Below are 15,211 nucleotides of genomic sequence, written 5' to 3' on the forward strand. Positions count from 1 at the left end.
TAACCAGTCCCGGGAGGCGGCTCATGTCCGGCAATCTCACCTCCGGACGCGGCATCGGCCCACCGGAGTTCAGTGTCCGCACCACAGCCGGCGTCGAGCGGACCGGCAGCGCCACCGACCGCAACCACCGCCGCAACCCGCGGCGGGAGCAGCAGGAGCGCGAGCAGGAGCGGCGCGACCAGAGCCCGCCCAACCCGCAGCGCCGCCGCCTCTACGATCTGCTGTTCGATGAGGTCGACCAGTTCGATGGGCTCGACGACGGGCAGCGCAGCCGGCTGAAGGACAGTCTCCGCAGCCACCTGTCCCGCCGTGCCGCTGCCCTTGCCCCTGCCCCTCAGGCCGCAGCCAATTTCCCAGCCGGGTCGGTTCCCCATGACGAAGAGGCGCTGGCCGAGGCCCTGCTGAAGGACCCGGCGGCGCCGATCCCGGTCGATGCCGAGCACATCGTCCAGGCCGTCACCGCGGCAGCGCCGGCGCAGGATGCGGAAACCGCCCGGATGGCCGAACAGCTGCGCGACTGCCTCTCCCGCAACACCGACCGCGCGCGCAAGGTGGCGGTCTATCTGCACCTGCTGCTGACGCTGGAGGGGGCGTTCCGGCCGCATGTGGTGATGGATGTGTAGGCAGGGGCCTCGATAGCCGCCAAAAAACAGAAAGCCCCGCCTTCCTTTCGGAAAGCGGGGCCTTTCGTCACGCATGACCGGATGGCGTCACTCCGGCGTGGAGGCTTCGCCGTCGGCTTCCGGGGTGCCCATCATCGCGTCGGCGACCAGACCGGCGTTGCCGCGGATCTTGGCCTCGATGCCGTCGGCCATCTCCGGGTTGTTGCGCAGATAGGTCTTGGCATTCTCGCGGCCCTGGCCGATGCGGGTGCCGTCATAGCTGAACCACGCGCCCGACTTGTCGACCACGCCGGCCTGGATGCCGAGGTCGAGCAGCTCGCCGACCTTCGACACGCCCTCGCCATACATGATGTCGAACTCGACCACCCGGAACGGCGGGGCCATCTTGTTCTTCACCACCTTGACGCGGGTCTGGTTGCCGACGACGGTGTCGCGGTCCTTGATCGAGCCGATGCGGCGGATGTCGAGGCGGACGGAGGCGTAGAACTTCAGCGCGTTGCCGCCGGTCGTCGTCTCCGGGTTGCCGAACATCACGCCGATCTTCAGGCGGATCTGGTTGATGAAGATCACCAGGCAGTTCGACTTGGAGATCGAGCCGGTCAGCTTGCGCAGGGCCTGGCTCATCAGGCGGGCGTGCAGGCCGACATGGCTGTCGCCCATCTCGCCCTCCAGTTCGGCGCGCGGCACCAGGGCCGCCACCGAGTCGACCACCAGCACGTCGATGGCGCCGGAGCGCACCAGCGTGTCGGCGATCTCCAGCGCCTGCTCGCCGGCATCCGGCTGGGAGATCAGCAGTTCGTCGATGTTGACGCCCAGCTTGCGGGCATAGGACGGGTCGAGCGCATGCTCCGCATCGACGAAAGCGCAGGTGCCGCCGGCCTTCTGGGCCTGGGCGATGGCATGCAGGGCCAGCGTCGTCTTGCCCGAGCTTTCCGGCCCGTAGATTTCGACGATGCGGCCCTTCGGCAGGCCGCCGATGCCCAGCGCGATGTCGAGACCGAGCGAGCCGGTGGAAATCACCTCCGTCTCGACCAGGTTCTCCTTGGCGCCGAGCTTCATGATCGAGCCCTTGCCGAACGCGCGTTCGATCTGGCTCAGGGCGGCATCGAGCGCCTTCTGCTTGTCCATGGAATCCTTCTCGACCAAACGAAGCTGTGCGGACGACATGCCCGGTACCCCTCTCTTAGAACACACGGTCGGCGCTCTTGCAACGAGGCTGAATGTACTCTCTTCGTTCTCGTTTGCAAGCGCCGATGTTGCCGGTGCGTTCCTATTTTTCCGGTGTTGTCCAGGCTCGTTTTCGCGAACGAATTCGTTCCCCCATCCGCTGTCCCGGCTGTCCGTCACCGCCCGTCGCGGATGACCTCCTTCACCTTGGAGGCCAGCTGCTTCAGCGAGAAGGGCTTGGGCAGGAAATGGGCGACTTCGACGCCGTCGATCTCGCCCAGCCGGTCCTCGGCATAGCCGGAGATGAAGATGACCCGCATCTCCGGGCGCAGCCTGCGGACATGGCGGGCCAGCGTCGGCCCGTCCATCTGCGGCATCACCACGTCGGTGATCAGCAGGTCGATGGAGGCGCCGTTGGTCTCGATCTGCTGCAAGGCCGCCTCGCCGTTCTTGGCCTCCAGCACCTGATAGCCCTTGTTGCGCAGCGCGCGGGCGGAGAAGACGCGCACCGCATCCTCGTCCTCCACCAGCAGGATGATGCCGGTGCCGGTCAGGTCGCTGCCGCGCCGCTCGCGCGGCTCCGCCGTATCGACCGGACGCAGCTCGCCCTGGTGGTGGGGCAGCAGGATGGTGAAGGTGGTTCCCTCCCCCACGGCCGAATCGACCAGCACGAAGCCGCCGGTCTGCCGCACGATGCCGTAGACCGTCGACAGGCCGAGCCCGGTGCCCGACCCGACCTCCTTGGTCGTATAGAAGGGCTCGAAGATGCGCTGGAGATTCTCCCGCGCGATGCCGCAGCCGGTGTCGATCACCTCGATGGAGACATAGCTGCCGGCCGGCACCGTCTCGTGCTCCCGCCGCTCCGGCTGGCTGACGACGTAGTTGGTGGTGTTGACGATCAGCTTGCCGCCGCCGGCCATGGCGTCGCGGGCATTGACCACCAGATTGATGATGACCTGCTCCAGCTGATTCTGGTCGACCTTGACCAGACCCAGGTCGCGGCCATGGATCATCTTCAGTTCGATGTTCTCGCCGATCAGCCGGCGCAGCAGGTTCGCCAGCTCCGCCAGCACGTCGGTCACGTTGATGACACGCGGCTGCAGGGTCTGCTGGCGCGAGAAGGCCAGCAGCTGCCGCACGAGGTTGGCGGCGCGGTTGGCGTTCTGCTTGATCTGCATGATGTCGCTGAAGGACTGGTCGCCCGGCTTGTGCCGCAGCAGCAGCAGGTCGCAGAAGCCGATCATCGCCGTCAGCAGGTTGTTGAAGTCATGCGCCACACCGCCGGCCAGCTGGCCGACCGCCTGCATCTTCTGCGACTGGGCGAACTGGGCCTCCAGGCTCTTGCGCTCGGTCATGTCGATGAAGTGCAGGATCAGGCCGACACCGTCGCCGCGCGCCCCATCGCCCCTGGCACCATCGCCCCTGCTACCCTCGCCGCGTCCATCCGTCCGCACCGGGTTGGCGAGGCGCCGGGCATAAAGCTGGGCGGTCAGCTCGCGCCCGCCGGACAGCCGGACCTCCAGCGGGTGGGCCGGGTCGGCGCCGCCCTGCACCGACCGCAGCCGGGCGATCACCGCCTCGCGCTCCGCCGGAACGATCAGGTCGGCCATCGGGCGGTTGATGACGCTGCCGGACTCGCTGCCGATCAGCGCCAGGAAGGCCTCGTTGCATTCGGTCAGCTGCCCGGTCTCGTCGACGAGCGCGATGCCGATGGGCGCATCCTCGAAGAAGCGCTGGAACCGCTGCTCGGACTGGCGCAGCGCCTCCTGCCATTCCCGTTCCGGGGACAGGTCGCGCACCACCGACCGGGTGTGGATGGTGCCGTCGTCGGCCTGCACCACGCTCTGCGCCACCGCGACCTGGAACCGCCGGCTGCGCAGACCCACCATGGTCAGCTCGCCGCGCTGCTCGCCGCCGCCATGGTCGAACAGGTCGTAGGGGGCGGCGGATACCGGGGGAGCCGCCAGGATGCCGTGCAGCCGCGATTCACCGTCGGTCAGGTCGCCGGGGGCGGCCTCCAGCCATTGGGCCAGGGTGGCGTTCACGAACAGGAAATGGCCGTTCTGATCGACCGAGAAGAAGCCGACCGGCGCATGCTCCATGAAGTCGGCGAGCTTGGCCTGCTCGCGCAGCATGACATGCTCCAGCTCGCGCCGCGCGGTGATGTCCTCGATCCGCCAGTGGACGGAGCCGGGGAAGCCGGCCACCGGCTGGCCCTGCACTTTGCGCCATTCCGGCGGGTGCCCGTCCAGCGCCGGGATCGCCAGTTCGGCCGAGGCGGCCCCCCCCGCCTTCACCCGTTCGCGCAGGCGGCGGAATTCGCGCGCGCTGTCGGGGTCGCCGGAGAATTGGCGGGCCAGGGCGTCCAGCGGCCGTTCGCCGCGGCGCCAGCCCGACAGCTCGCGGAAGGCGGCGTTGACGAACACCACATCGTCCGTTCCGTCGCAGACCAGCTGTCCGGCCGGCATCCCTTCCAGCGCGCCGCCGAGAAGCGCGCCGATGTGGGCCGACCGCCGCACCACCGACACGCTGCGGGCGATCAGCAGGGCCACGCCCAAGGCCACCAGCGCCGCCCCCAGCCAGCCGACCGCATCGTGCTCCAACAGCAATCCGGCGGCCAGCACCAGCAGTCCGGCCGGCGCCAGCGCATACTGCACCAGCATCAACACCCCGCCGGACGAAGCCTTGCGGTTCACTGCATCGCGCGCGGTGTCGGAAAGGGAAGTTGCGTCGTCCACCAATACTCCAAACCCCACACGGTCCGGCCGGGACATGCCCCGGTCCGCACTTGCCCGTCACACCACCTGCGATGGCCGACCGATCCAGCCGATCCCGTCAACCGCCCCTTCAACCGTCAAGGGGCCGGAGCCGTTGCACCCAGATCGAATGAATCCGGATCGATTGAACCGGATCGGTTGCCCCGGATCAATTGCGCAGCGACCGCCCTTTCAGCTTGAAGACATAGGTGATGACTTCGGCGACCGCCCGATAATGCTCGGATGGAACTTCCTCGTCGATATCGCAAGCGGCATAGAGCGCACGGGCAAGGGGCGGGTTCTCTATGACCGGGACATTGTTCGATTCGGCGATCTCGCGAATCTTGAAGGCGACCTGATCGACGCCCTTCGCCAGCACCATCGGCGCGCCCATCTGGGTGGGATCGTATTTCAGCGCAACCGCAAAGTGAGTCGGGTTGGTGACGACCACGTCGGCATTCGGCACCGCGGCCATCATGCGCTTGCGCGCGCGCTCGAACCGGATCTGCCGGATGCGGCCCTTGACCACGGGGTCGCCTTCCTGCTGCTTGTGCTCGTCCTTCACCTCCTGCTTGGTCATCCTCATCTTCTTGTCGAACTGCTGCTTCTGCCACAGGAAGTCGCCAGCGGCGATGAAGGTCAGGACGACGAGGACCCAGACCAGCAGGCGATGGGCCAGCCCGTCCATCTGCAACAGCATGGCGACGATGTCGATGCCGATATAGGCCTCGATGCCGCCGAACATCGGCACCAGCGCCATATAGGCGACGCCGCCGACCACCCCCAGCTTGACGATGCTCTTCAGCAGCTCGACGCCCTGGTTGGCCTTGAACATGTTCATCAGGCCGGGCAGCGGGTTCAGCTTGCCGAACTTCGGCGAGATCAGCTCCCACGAGACGTGGAAGCCGGTCTGCCCGATGGTCGACAGGACGCCGGCCACCACGAACAGCAAGATGGGCAGCCACAGCGCCCACATGGCGTCGGTCATCACCCGGAACAACAGCGCCCCGACCCCGGCCCGGTCGAAGGTGATGCGGTCCAGATTCTCGAAATAATAATTCAGGCGGAAGACCAGCCCCTTCAAGGTGCCGGGCAGGATGGAGACCAGAACCACCAGCATCGCCGCGACCATCAACCAGTTCGCGGCCTCGCGGGTCATCGCGAACTGGCCCTGTTTGTGGGCCTCGTCGAGCTTTTTTCCCGTCGGGTCTTCTGTTTTGGAGGACTCGTCAGCTTCTTCCGACACCGGCGTCCTCCTTCTACAGCGGCTTCAGGAATTCGATGAAGGTCGACTCGAAGCGCGACAGCCAGAACAGCATCATCGCCCCCAGCGTCAGGGCGAACATGAACAGCCCAAGCAGCACCTGGACCGAGGTGAACAGCTGGAACACCTGCACCTGCGGCGCCAGCTTGTTCAGGAGCCCGAGCGCCAGCGCGAACAGGATGCCGGTGATCAGGAAGGGGGCAGCCATCTGCACCCCCATCATGAAGCTCTTCGACACCAGCTGCCCGACCACGTTCGCCATGTCGTCGACCGGGATGGCGGCACCGGGCGGGAAGGTGGAATAGCTGTCGACCACCGCCATGATCAGCAGATGGTGCAGGTCGGTGACGAACAGCAGAAGCAGTCCCAGCCACCCCATCAGCGAACCGGGCAGCGACCCGGCGGACGCCAGCGCCGGGTTGAAGATCTGCGCGTTGGCCAGCCCGCTCTGCAGGCTGATGATGGTGCCGGCCACCTCAAGCGCGCCCATCAGCAGCCGGGCGATGGTGCCCATGAAGATGCCGATGGTCATCTCGCCGGCGGCCAGCACCAGCAGCTGGAACGGGTTGCCCGGCATCGGCGGCAGCATCGGCCGGATCGCCGGCGCCGCCACCATGCTGACCACCAGCGCGAACAGCAGCCGCGCGCGGGTGGGAACGAAGGCGTCGCCGATGGTCGGCATCACGCTGAAGGCGGTGCCGACCCGCATGAAGACCAGCATCCAGACGAAGATCTGTTCGCCCAGCAGCTGCTGCAGGATGGTCATTGGCCCGCCGCGGCGGCGGTCGGGGCCGGGGCGGGCGTCACGCCGGTGCCGGGGGTGAAGGGCGCGCCGCCATTCTCGTTGGCGCCGACGCCGATGGCGACGATGCGGTCGGCGACCTCATGTTCAAAGAACTCGGTCAGCTTGCTCAGCATGAAGGGCATCAGCAGGATGCTGAGCCCGAAGACCAGCATCACCTTCGGCACCATGGCGATGGTCTGCTCGCTGATCTGGGTGACGGCCTGGAAGATGGAGATGACGGTGCCGAGCGCCATCATGATGACCAGAATCGGTCCGCACACGATCACCAGCGTGACGATCGAGGTGCGGCAAAGCTCGATGACTTCGGTCTCGTTCATAACTGCAAGCTGGGCATGACGGCGGCTGGGACCGGGCGCAGGCCGTCACATCGGCATGCGCAGGATTTCCTGGTAGGCGTTCAGCACCTTGTCGCGCACGGCGGTGACGGTCTGCAACGTCACCTCGGCGTTGGTCACCGCCTGGACGACGTCGTTCAGGTCGGCCTTGCCGACGGCCGCCATCGCCGAGATGTCCTCGCTCTTCCTCAGGGTGCCGATGCTCTCCTTGGCCGCCTGCTCCAGCACGTCGCCGAAGGAGGCGCCGTCGCGCGCGGGCATGCCGGGGCCGGTCGTCTTGGCGGCGGTAGTGGCATAGGCCGCGGCGGCGTTCAGCGGATTGATCATGGCGGCGGTTCCGGTCGGTCAGGAGGGTTTGCGGCTGAGCAGGCGAAAATCAGGTGCGGAGAAGGTCGAGCGTGCGGGTCAGCATCTGGCGCGCGGTGTCGATGGCCGACAGGTTGGCTTCGTAGCTGCGCTGGGCCTCGCGCATGTCCATCGCCTCCACCACCGAATTGACGTTGGGCATCAGGACATAGCCGTCGGCGTCGGCCGACGGGTGCGACGGGTCGTACTTGCGCTGGAAGTCGCTCTTGTCGACATCGACCTTGGCGACGCGGACCTTGTCGACGTCCATCGCCCGGTCCAGCTCGTTCTTGAAGATGACGGTCTTGCGGCGATAGGGCAGATCGCCGGGCGTCTCGGCGGTGGTGTTGGCGTTGGCCAGATTCTCCGAGATGACCTTCAGGCGCGTGCCCTGCGCCTTCATGCCCGAGGCGGACACCGCCATCGACTTGTAGAGATCCATCGCACCGCCTCCTCAAAACCCGGCCGGAAAGATCGGCCGGAATGACGCTCAGCTGCCCGAGCGGATCGCCGACTTGATCATCGCCACCTGCTTCTTATACAGGTTCGTGATGGTCTGGTAATCCATCGAACTCTGGCTCATCCGCATCATCTGGTCTTCCAGCACGACGTTGTTGCCGTCCGGCGCCGTCTCGTACGGATCGCGCACCTTCTGTTCCTGGGCCATGCCGCCGGCGCCGCGGGTGCCGGCCAGATGGGACGCGTTGGTCGCCACCGGGGTCAGCCGCCGGCTGTCGCTCAGCGCGTCGCGGAAGCTGAAGGGCTTGAGGTCCCGGCTCTTGTATTCGGGCGTGTCGGCGTTGGCGATGTTCTGCGACAGGACTTCCTGGCGTTGGGTCAGCCAGTCCATCTTGCGCGACATCAGTTTGAAGAGTCCGAGATTTCCGAGGTCCATCGCCCTGATCCCGCCACCAATACCGCCGCCGATCCCGCCGAATGCCGCCCTGACGGCGGCGTCCGGCAAGGATATCGCCATGGAGTGCAATGGTCGCCCGTTTGCGTTAACGAAGGATGAATCCTTACCTGCGAGAATCGGCCGGGACAACCGCCTTTACAGTTCGTTAAGCCTACCGGTCCAGGATGCGGCGCAGGAAGGACCCCCTGACCAAGGCCGCCTGTTGTCCGCGCAAGCCCGCCCTCCCGCCCCGTCGCCTGCCGGCCCGACTGCCGGCAAGAGGCAGCCTGCCGCCCGGCGCCCGGCGCAACGCCCGGTCGCGGTGGCGCTGAAGTACGAGCTGGGCACCGAGAGCCTGCCGCGGATCGTGGCCACCGGCAAGGGCACGGTGGCGGAACAGATCCTGGAGGTCGCCTTCGCCAACGGCGTGAAGGTGCGCGAGGACGCCGATCTGGTCGAAATCCTGTCCGCCACCGAGGTCGACAGCGACATTCCGGTCGAAGCCATCGCCGCGGTGGCCGAAATCCTGGCCTATGTCTACCGCGCCAACGGCACCCTGCCGCCGGAGCCGCGATCCGAAGAGAGTCCGGAGGAGGACAAGCCGTGACCCGTCCGCCATCCATGCCGCCATCCGCCCTTTCGCCCTCCCCCGCTCCTCCCGGTCCAGACGGCACCGAGTCGGCAGCCGGCATCGCGCAACGGGCGGCAGCGCTGGGCGCCACGCTCGACGACGCGCGGGCGCAGGCGGAGGCCGGCGTCCTGATCGATCTCGCCGGGCTGGAGGACCGCGTCGCCCATCTCTGCCTTGCCGCGGAGACGCTGCCGCGGGGCGAGGCGCGCACGCTGCTCGGCCCGCTCGGCGATCTGGTTGCGGCGCTGGGTCCGCTCGCCGCCGCCCTGACCGACCAGCAGAAAGGACGCGAGGAGGCCGTCTCCGCCGCACTGGCCGGCCGCGACGATCCGCACACCGCCCGCCAGCGCGCGGCGGCCGCCTATGGCCGCAGCGCCGGCCCGGCCGGATCCGGTCTGGCGGATCCCGGCCTGACAGATACCGGCCTGGCCGACGACACGCCCTGACCAGAGAAAGCCTGCCGTTTCCATGGATCTCGACCAGTATATCAAATTCCTGATGGCGCTCGTCTTCGTCGTGGCGCTGATCATGGTCGTCGCCTGGGTGATGCGCCGGGTCGGCATGGCCGGCGGAACGGTGCGCGGACGCGCCCGCCAGCGCCGGCTGAGCGTGGTGGAGGCCCTGCCGATCGACGCCAAGCGGCGGCTGATCCTGGTCCGCCGCGACGACCGCGAGCATCTGATCCTGCTGGGCGCCAACGGCGACCTGCTGGTCGACAGCACCCCGGCGGGCGGCTTCGACAGCGCGCTTGCCGGGGCGGAGGCCGCACCCACCGACACCCGCCCGGCGGGGAGCGATCCGCGATGAGGCTGGCCATCCTCCGCCGTCTCCGGGCCTGCTGGAAGCCGGCCGCCGCCGGGCTGGCGCTGGCGCTCGCCGTCGGCGTGGCGCTGGGCCTGAGCGCCGGGCCGGCGCTGGCGCAGAGCCTGACCTTCGACCTGGGCGACGCCGGCGGCACCGCCACCGGCCGCATCGTCCAGACCATCGGGCTGATCACGGTGCTGTCGCTGGCGCCGTCAATCCTGATCATGATGACGGCTTTCACCCGCATCGTCATCGTGCTGTCCTTCCTGCGCAACGCGCTGGGCGTGCAGCAGGTGCCGCCGACCACGGTGATGATGTCGCTGGCGCTGTTCCTGACCTTCTTCGTCATGGCCCCGGTGTTCGAGCGCAGCTACGCCCAGGGCATCCAGCCGCTGATGAACCAGGAAATCGACGAGATGGAGGCGTTCCGCCGCACGATGGCGCCGCTCCGCGATTTCATGCTGCACCACACCGCCGAGAAGGACCTGCGCCTGTTCATGGACATGGCCCGCATCCAGTCGGTGCCGGAGGCGAACGACATGCCTCTGCATGTGCTGGTCCCGGCCTTCATGATTTCCGAGATCAAGCGGGGCTTCGAGATCGGCTTCCTGCTGTTCCTGCCCTTCCTGATCATCGACATGGTGGTGTCGTCGATCCTGATGTCGATGGGCATGATGATGCTGCCGCCGACCATGGTGGCGATTCCGTTCAAGATCATCTTCTTCGTGCTGGTCGACGGGTGGTATCTGATCGCCGGCTCGCTTGCCCGCAGTTTCGGAACGCTCTGAGGCGACACGCACAGCGGGAAAAGTCCTGCGCACTTCGTCGCATCCCCCCGGCGCCGGAGGGGCCGCGCAAGCACGCTCTGGCGTCGGGCGCCGTAAACGCGTATGAGGAAAGGCGATGCGCGTTTACGGCGGGATGGGCGGCCCGGCGACCATCGCCGCCACCACGGGCGCCATCGAACGGGCGTTTTGAACGACGGACCAACTTCGGACCGCAATCACTGCATGACTGATACCGCTTTGAAGGCCGCGCAGCCCGACACCGGCAAGCTCGCGACGCTGACCCTCGGTGCCCTGGGCGTCGTCTTCGGCGACATCGGCACCAGCCCGCTCTACACGCTGCGCGAATGCTTCGGCGGCGAGCATGGGTTGCCGCTGACCCACGACAACGTGCTGGGCATCATGTCGCTGGTGTTCTGGGCACTGGTGATGGTCGTCACCGTCAAATATGTGGGCTTCGTCATGCGGGCCGACAACAAGGGCGAGGGAGGCATCCTCTCCCTGCTGGCGCTGGCGTCGAAGACGCGGCCCGACGCCTCGGGCCGGCTGACCGTGCTGACGGCGCTGGGGCTGTTCGGTGCCGCGCTGTTCTACGGCGACGGCATGATCACCCCGGCGATGTCCGTGCTGTCCGCGGTGGAAGGCCTGGGCGTGGCCGAGCCGGCGCTGGAATCGGCGGTGGTGCCGCTGACCGTCGCCATCGTGATCGCCCTGTTCGCCATCCAGAGCCACGGCACCTCGCGCGTCGGGGCGCTGTTCGGTCCGATCATGCTGGCCTGGTTCGCCACGCTGGGCGTCCTCGGTCTGCTGGAGGTGATCGAGCAGCCGAGCGTGCTGGTCGCCTTCAACCCGCTCTACGCCATCTCCTTCTTCGCCGACCACGGCATCGCCGGTTTCCTGGTGCTGGGTGCCGTGGTGCTGGCGGTGACCGGCGGCGAGGCGCTCTATGCCGACATGGGCCATTTCGGCCGCCGCCCCATCCAGGTGGCCTGGCTGGCCGTGGTGCTGCCGGCGCTGCTGCTGAACTATCTGGGCCAGTGCGCGCTTTTGCTGAACGACCCGACGGCGGTGCGCAGCCCCTTCTACCTGCTGGCGCCGGACTGGGCGCTCTATCCGCTGATCGGCCTGTCCACCGCCGCCGCCGTCATCGCAAGCCAGGCGGTCATTTCCGGCGTGTTCTCGCTGACCCGGCAGGCGGTGCAGCTCGGGCTCTGCCCGCGTCTCGACATCCGCCACACCTCCAACGAGGAGGAGGGGCAGATCTACATCCCCCGCGCCAACTGGGGCCTGCTGGCCGCGGTGCTGGGCCTCGTCCTGGTGTTCCAGTCCTCCAGCCGCCTCGCCGCCGCCTACGGCATCGCGGTGACCGGCGACATGATCATCACCACCAGCCTGTTCCTGGTGGTGGCCCGCCGCCGCTGGAACTGGAGCCTGCCGGTCTGTTTCGGGGTCGGCGCCGCCTTCCTGACGGTGGAGGTCTCCTTCTTCGCCGCCAACGCGGTGAAGATCCCCCATGGCGGCTGGGTGCCGCTGGTGATCGCCTGCGTCACGCTGGGCCTGATGTCCACCTGGCGCCGCGGCCGCGCGGTGCTGACCAAGCGGCTGGCCGAGGAATCGCTGCCGCTCGACGCCTTCATCCAGCGGCAGGCGAAGAAGGGCGACATCCATCGGGTGAAGGGCACGGCGGTCTTCATGACCTCCAGCTCCAACACCGTGCCGATCGCCCTGCTGCACAATTTGAAGCACAATCAGGTCCTGCACGAGCGCGTCGTCTTCGTCACCGTGGTGGTGGACGACGTGCCGCGCGTCCCGGCCAAGGACCGCGTGCTGGTCGAGGGGCTGGCCGACGGCTTCTACCGCATCACGGTGCGCTACGGCTTCTCGCAGGAGCCGAACATTCCCAAGGCCCTGCGCCTGTGCAAGGCGTTCGGGCTGGAGTTCGACGTGATGGCGACCTCCTTCTTCCTGGGCCGGGAGACGCTGATCCCGCAGATGAACTCCCAGATGGCGCTGTGGCGGGAGAAGCTGTTCGTGGTGATGTCGCGCACCTCGGTCAGCGCCACCGACTTCTTCAAGCTGCCGCCCAACCGCGTGGTGGAACTCGGCACGCAGGTACAGCTGTAGCCGGTTGAAGGACGGCTGGGCACGACCGAAGACTTACCTCCTTCGCTCTCGCGGAAATCGCCGCCACCAACAGAAAAAATGGTGATCTGAGCGAAAGAAGCCTCCGTATCGGTGTTGTGTCCGCGGGAAGCGGACCTTCACCGATAAGAGGAAATGCTATGAAGAAGGTTGCCACCGTGGCGATCGCCACCCTTCTTTTTGCCGGCTGCGCCAATGCCGCCATGGAAAAGATGGTCGGGGGCGCGCCGATGTACCCCAGCAAGACCATCGTGGAGAACGCATCCCAGTCGAAGGACCACACCACCCTCGTCGCCGCCGTGAAGGCCGCCGGGCTGGTCGACACGCTGAACGGCAAGGGGCCCTTCACCGTCTTCGCCCCGACCAACGAGGCCTTCGCCGCACTGCCCGCCGGCACCGTCGACACGCTGCTGAAGCCTGAGAACAAGGGCCAGCTGACCAAGGTGCTGACCTACCACGTCATTCCGGGCAAGCTGGACGCCAAGGACCTCGTGGCGGACATCAAGAAGGGCAACGGCAAGGCGATGCTGAAGACGGTGGAAGGCATGCCGCTGACCTTCACCCAGTCCGGCGATGCCGTGATGGTCGCCGACGCGTCGGGCAACACCGCCCGCGTCACCATCGCCGACGTCCAGCAGTCCAACGGCGTCGTCCATGTCATCGACAAGGTTCTGCTGCCGAAGTAACCGCAGGAATGCGGGCGGCGGCGGGCGGCGTTTTCCGCCCGGCATTCCGCCGATTTAAGAGGTCGGCTTGTCCGCGGATTGCTTGCCGCCGCGATACTGCTTCAAAAACTTCTTGAACATATCCACTTCCGCGACGCGGGAGCGGATCGTGCCGACGTCGATCAGGCCCATCGCCTGTTCGGGGCGGGTCAGAATGCGGAAAGCATCCTCGTTCGGCCCGCCCTTCATCGACCCTTCAAAATCCTTTTTCAGCAGGTTGAGCCCGTTGCCGTCGCCGGCCAGCGCCAGCGCGACGGCACGGTTCAGCACGAGCTGCGACATGTTGGGATCGAGCGGCTTGCCCGGTGCTGGCGGCGCTCCGATCACCTTGTTCAGCGCCAGCGCCGCCGCATCCCACTTCTGCCCCTTCCAGGCGATGTCGACGCGCAGCAGATTGGCGTTGGTGCTGTCGTCCTGGGCCAGAATCTGCATCGCCTCGTCGCCGCGGTTCAATTCCGCCAGCGCCTTGGCCTGCATCAGCCGCCGCTCCGCCGCCAGATCGGCCGGCAGCCCGGCGACGTTCGACAGTTCCAGCGCCTTCAACGCCTCTTCCGGCTTGTTGTCGAGCAGCCGGACCGAGGCCAGCCGGGTGCCGACCCGCGCCTTGTCGAGCCCGGACAGGCGGTATTCGACCTGATGCTGCAGCAGGTCGGCGGCGCGGTTCAGCAGGTCGATGGAAATCAGCCGTTCCGCCAGTTGCCGGATGATCTCGTCGCCGGCCTCGCCCACCGGGGTCAGCTCGCGGAACTGGTCGTAGAGCTGCATGGCGTCCAGCGTGGGCAGGCGCTGCGCCCCGTCCTTGTAGAGGTCGGCGAAGATGCGCGACATTTCCTTGGTGATCGCCTCGGCACGCGGCGTGTCGGCGACCAGGGCTGCCGTCTCCTTCATCGTGTTGAAGCCCTTGGCATATTCACCGCCAGCAATCAGCACCTCGCCCATGCGCGAGCGGATCTGCATCTCCAGATCGTCGCCGCGCCAGGTGAAGGTCAGGCCGGCCAGCTGTTCCGCCGCCGCGGTCGGCGACATCTTGCCTTCCGACAGCTCCAGATTGGTCAGCGCCAGCCCGGCCTTGGCACGGTAGAAGCGGTCGTAGCTGTTGTAGGCGGCGGTCAGCTGCTGGCGTGCCTGATCGATCTCGCCGGTCTGGGCATAGAGCAGGCCGCGCAGATACTGGGTCTGCGGGTTCTCCTCCTGATCCGGGCCGCCATGCTCGATGACGCGGTCGAACAGCCGCTTGGCGGTCGCGGTGTCGCGGGTTTCCAGCGCCGCCTCCGCCGCCCGCAGCCCGAGCTTGCCCAGCATCGGATCGGGATAGCTGTTCAGGATCTGGCCCGACGCCTTGAAGCCGGCCATCGCCTTGGGCCAGTCGCGGCGGTCGGCGGCGATGGCGGCGCGCCACAGATTGGCTTCGGGATTGCCGGCGAGCGAGGGGATCGACAGGTCGGCCTCGCCGCCGTCGAGATCGCCGGTCAGCACGCGGGCGGCGCCGCGCAAGGCCCGGAACTCCGGCCAGCCTTCCAGGTCGGGCTGGTTCTGTTGCAGCACGTCCAACAGGCCGAGCGTCTCCTGCCCGAACCCGTTGGCGAAATAGAAGCGGGCGAGATCGAGCTGCGCCTTCGGCCGTTCCGATTCCGGCGCGTTGACGACGGCGAGCTGGAGATCCTGCCGCGCCTCGGTGAAATGGTCGAGCTCGCCGCGCTTCCAGGCCGGCAGGTTGAACAGCCGGCGCCCCTGCATCTGGGCGGGCGTTTGGGCGGGCTGGACCTTGGGCGGCTCCATGGCGGCGGACGACCCGCCGGCCGGCGGCGCCGGCATCGGCGCGGCGGCCAGCTGCGCCGGAACCGGCTGCGGAGCGGCCGACGGCGGGGCGGCGGCGGCGGGCGGCGGCGGTGACGCCGCGTTGCCGGAATCGGCGGTGGGCGAGATGTGCAGGC

Annotated in this window: 15 protein-coding genes and 1 pseudogene; 7 read left to right on the forward strand and 9 right to left on the reverse strand. The window is 67.4% G+C overall.

The features are described 5' to 3' along the window. The first annotated feature begins 23 nt into the window (after positions 1 to 23). On the forward strand, positions 24 to 623 hold the full coding sequence (locus TSH64_RS26030) for a hypothetical protein (protein ID WP_109449494.1): 600 nt from the start codon (positions 24 to 26) through the stop codon (positions 621 to 623). A gap of 87 nt (positions 624 to 710) precedes the next feature. Here TSH64_RS26030 and recA read toward each other — a convergent pair whose 3' ends face one another. From recA to flgB, 8 genes are all read right to left on the reverse strand, one after another. Beyond that, positions 711 to 1,790 (reverse strand): recombinase RecA, encoded by a 1,080-nt coding sequence (gene recA, locus TSH64_RS26035; RefSeq protein WP_109449496.1) that lies wholly within the window; start codon positions 1,788 to 1,790, stop codon positions 711 to 713. Positions 1,791 to 1,966: 176 nt separating this feature from the next. Continuing rightward, positions 1,967 to 4,528, reverse strand: coding sequence for a PAS domain-containing sensor histidine kinase (locus TSH64_RS26040; protein WP_109449499.1), 2,562 nt, complete (start codon positions 4,526 to 4,528; stop codon positions 1,967 to 1,969). 187 nt (positions 4,529 to 4,715) lie between these two features. Next, positions 4,716 to 5,792, reverse strand: a complete 1,077-nt coding sequence (gene flhB, locus TSH64_RS26045; protein ID WP_109449501.1) for a flagellar biosynthesis protein FlhB — start codon at positions 5,790 to 5,792, stop codon at positions 4,716 to 4,718. A 13-nt stretch (positions 5,793 to 5,805) separates the two neighbouring features. Continuing rightward, entirely contained in the window at positions 5,806 to 6,576 is a 771-nt protein-coding gene (fliR, locus tag TSH64_RS26050) for a flagellar biosynthetic protein FliR (protein WP_109449503.1), read from the reverse strand. Continuing rightward, the gene (locus TSH64_RS26055; protein ID WP_098740089.1) at positions 6,573 to 6,932 is read right to left on the reverse strand and encodes a flagellar biosynthetic protein FliQ; all 360 of its coding nucleotides are present in this window, start codon (positions 6,930 to 6,932) and stop codon (positions 6,573 to 6,575) included. The genes fliR and TSH64_RS26055 overlap by 4 nt, the downstream gene beginning before the upstream one ends. 45 nt (positions 6,933 to 6,977) lie before the next feature. Then, complete coding sequence (gene fliE, locus TSH64_RS26060; protein WP_109449505.1) at positions 6,978 to 7,277, reverse strand: flagellar hook-basal body complex protein FliE; 300 nt, start codon at positions 7,275 to 7,277, stop codon at positions 6,978 to 6,980. A gap of 49 nt (positions 7,278 to 7,326) precedes the next feature. Further along, positions 7,327 to 7,737: a flagellar basal body rod protein FlgC gene (gene flgC, locus TSH64_RS26065; RefSeq protein ID WP_098740091.1), complete on the reverse strand. Its 411-nt coding sequence runs from the start codon at positions 7,735 to 7,737 to the stop codon at positions 7,327 to 7,329. 48 nt (positions 7,738 to 7,785) lie between these two features. Then, complete coding sequence (gene flgB, locus TSH64_RS26070) at positions 7,786 to 8,190, reverse strand: flagellar basal body rod protein FlgB (RefSeq protein ID WP_109086563.1); 405 nt, start codon at positions 8,188 to 8,190, stop codon at positions 7,786 to 7,788. Positions 8,191 to 8,413: 223 nt separating this feature from the next. Between flgB and TSH64_RS26075 the strand changes: the two genes are divergently transcribed. The 6 genes from TSH64_RS26075 (at position 8,414) to TSH64_RS26100 (ending at position 13,238) form a co-directional block, all read left to right on the forward strand. Next, entirely contained in the window at positions 8,414 to 8,797 is a 384-nt protein-coding gene (locus tag TSH64_RS26075; protein WP_109449507.1) for an EscU/YscU/HrcU family type III secretion system export apparatus switch protein, read from the forward strand. Beyond that, complete coding sequence (locus TSH64_RS26080) at positions 8,794 to 9,267, forward strand: hypothetical protein (protein WP_146208076.1); 474 nt, start codon at positions 8,794 to 8,796, stop codon at positions 9,265 to 9,267. Before TSH64_RS26075 ends, TSH64_RS26080 begins: the two co-directional genes overlap by 4 nt. Positions 9,268 to 9,289: 22 nt before the next feature. Further along, the gene (locus tag TSH64_RS26085) at positions 9,290 to 9,628 is read left to right on the forward strand and encodes a flagellar biosynthetic protein FliO (RefSeq protein ID WP_109449511.1); all 339 of its coding nucleotides are present in this window, start codon (positions 9,290 to 9,292) and stop codon (positions 9,626 to 9,628) included. Then, complete coding sequence (gene fliP, locus TSH64_RS26090; RefSeq protein ID WP_109449513.1) at positions 9,625 to 10,413, forward strand: flagellar type III secretion system pore protein FliP; 789 nt, start codon at positions 9,625 to 9,627, stop codon at positions 10,411 to 10,413. Before TSH64_RS26085 ends, fliP begins: the two co-directional genes overlap by 4 nt. A 222-nt stretch (positions 10,414 to 10,635) precedes the next feature. Continuing rightward, a complete protein-coding gene (locus tag TSH64_RS26095; RefSeq protein ID WP_109449515.1) occupies positions 10,636 to 12,534 on the forward strand; it encodes a potassium transporter Kup in 1,899 nt (632 codons plus the stop codon). Positions 12,535 to 12,692: 158 nt separating this feature from the next. Further along, positions 12,693 to 13,238: a fasciclin domain-containing protein gene (locus TSH64_RS26100; protein WP_109449518.1), complete on the forward strand. Its 546-nt coding sequence runs from the start codon at positions 12,693 to 12,695 to the stop codon at positions 13,236 to 13,238. A 54-nt stretch (positions 13,239 to 13,292) separates the two neighbouring features. On the opposite strand, the pseudogene TSH64_RS26105 reads toward TSH64_RS26100, so the two are convergent. Further along, positions 13,293 to 15,211 (reverse strand): annotated as a pseudogene (locus TSH64_RS26105) (tetratricopeptide repeat protein); the annotation flags it as partial.

Origin of the sequence: Azospirillum sp. TSH64, from assembly GCF_003116035.1 — a bacterium.
Classification (GTDB): Bacteria; Pseudomonadota; Alphaproteobacteria; order Azospirillales; family Azospirillaceae; genus Azospirillum.

What these genes read in the sequence shown, in the direction of transcription:
- TSH64_RS26030 (WP_109449494.1), top strand. Translation starts at nt 24, where the DNA reads ATGTCCGGCAATCTCACCTCCGGACGCGGCATCGGCCCACCGGAGTTC.
- TSH64_RS26100 (WP_109449518.1), top strand. Translation starts at nt 12,693, where the DNA reads ATGAAGAAGGTTGCCACCGTGGCGATCGCCACCCTTCTTTTTGCCGGC.
- fliE (WP_109449505.1), bottom strand. Translation starts at nt 7,277, where the DNA reads ATGATCAATCCGCTGAACGCCGCCGCGGCCTATGCCACTACCGCCGCC.
- TSH64_RS26055 (WP_098740089.1), bottom strand. Translation starts at nt 6,932, where the DNA reads ATGAACGAGACCGAAGTCATCGAGCTTTGCCGCACCTCGATCGTCACG.
- recA (WP_109449496.1), bottom strand. Translation starts at nt 1,790, where the DNA reads ATGTCGTCCGCACAGCTTCGTTTGGTCGAGAAGGATTCCATGGACAAG.
- TSH64_RS26095 (WP_109449515.1), top strand. Translation starts at nt 10,636, where the DNA reads ATGACTGATACCGCTTTGAAGGCCGCGCAGCCCGACACCGGCAAGCTC.
- fliR (WP_109449503.1), bottom strand. Translation starts at nt 6,576, where the DNA reads ATGACCATCCTGCAGCAGCTGCTGGGCGAACAGATCTTCGTCTGGATG.
- fliP (WP_109449513.1), top strand. Translation starts at nt 9,625, where the DNA reads ATGAGGCTGGCCATCCTCCGCCGTCTCCGGGCCTGCTGGAAGCCGGCC.
- flgC (WP_098740091.1), bottom strand. Translation starts at nt 7,737, where the DNA reads ATGGATCTCTACAAGTCGATGGCGGTGTCCGCCTCGGGCATGAAGGCG.
- TSH64_RS26085 (WP_109449511.1), top strand. Translation starts at nt 9,290, where the DNA reads ATGGATCTCGACCAGTATATCAAATTCCTGATGGCGCTCGTCTTCGTC.
- flgB (WP_109086563.1), bottom strand. Translation starts at nt 8,190, where the DNA reads ATGGACCTCGGAAATCTCGGACTCTTCAAACTGATGTCGCGCAAGATG.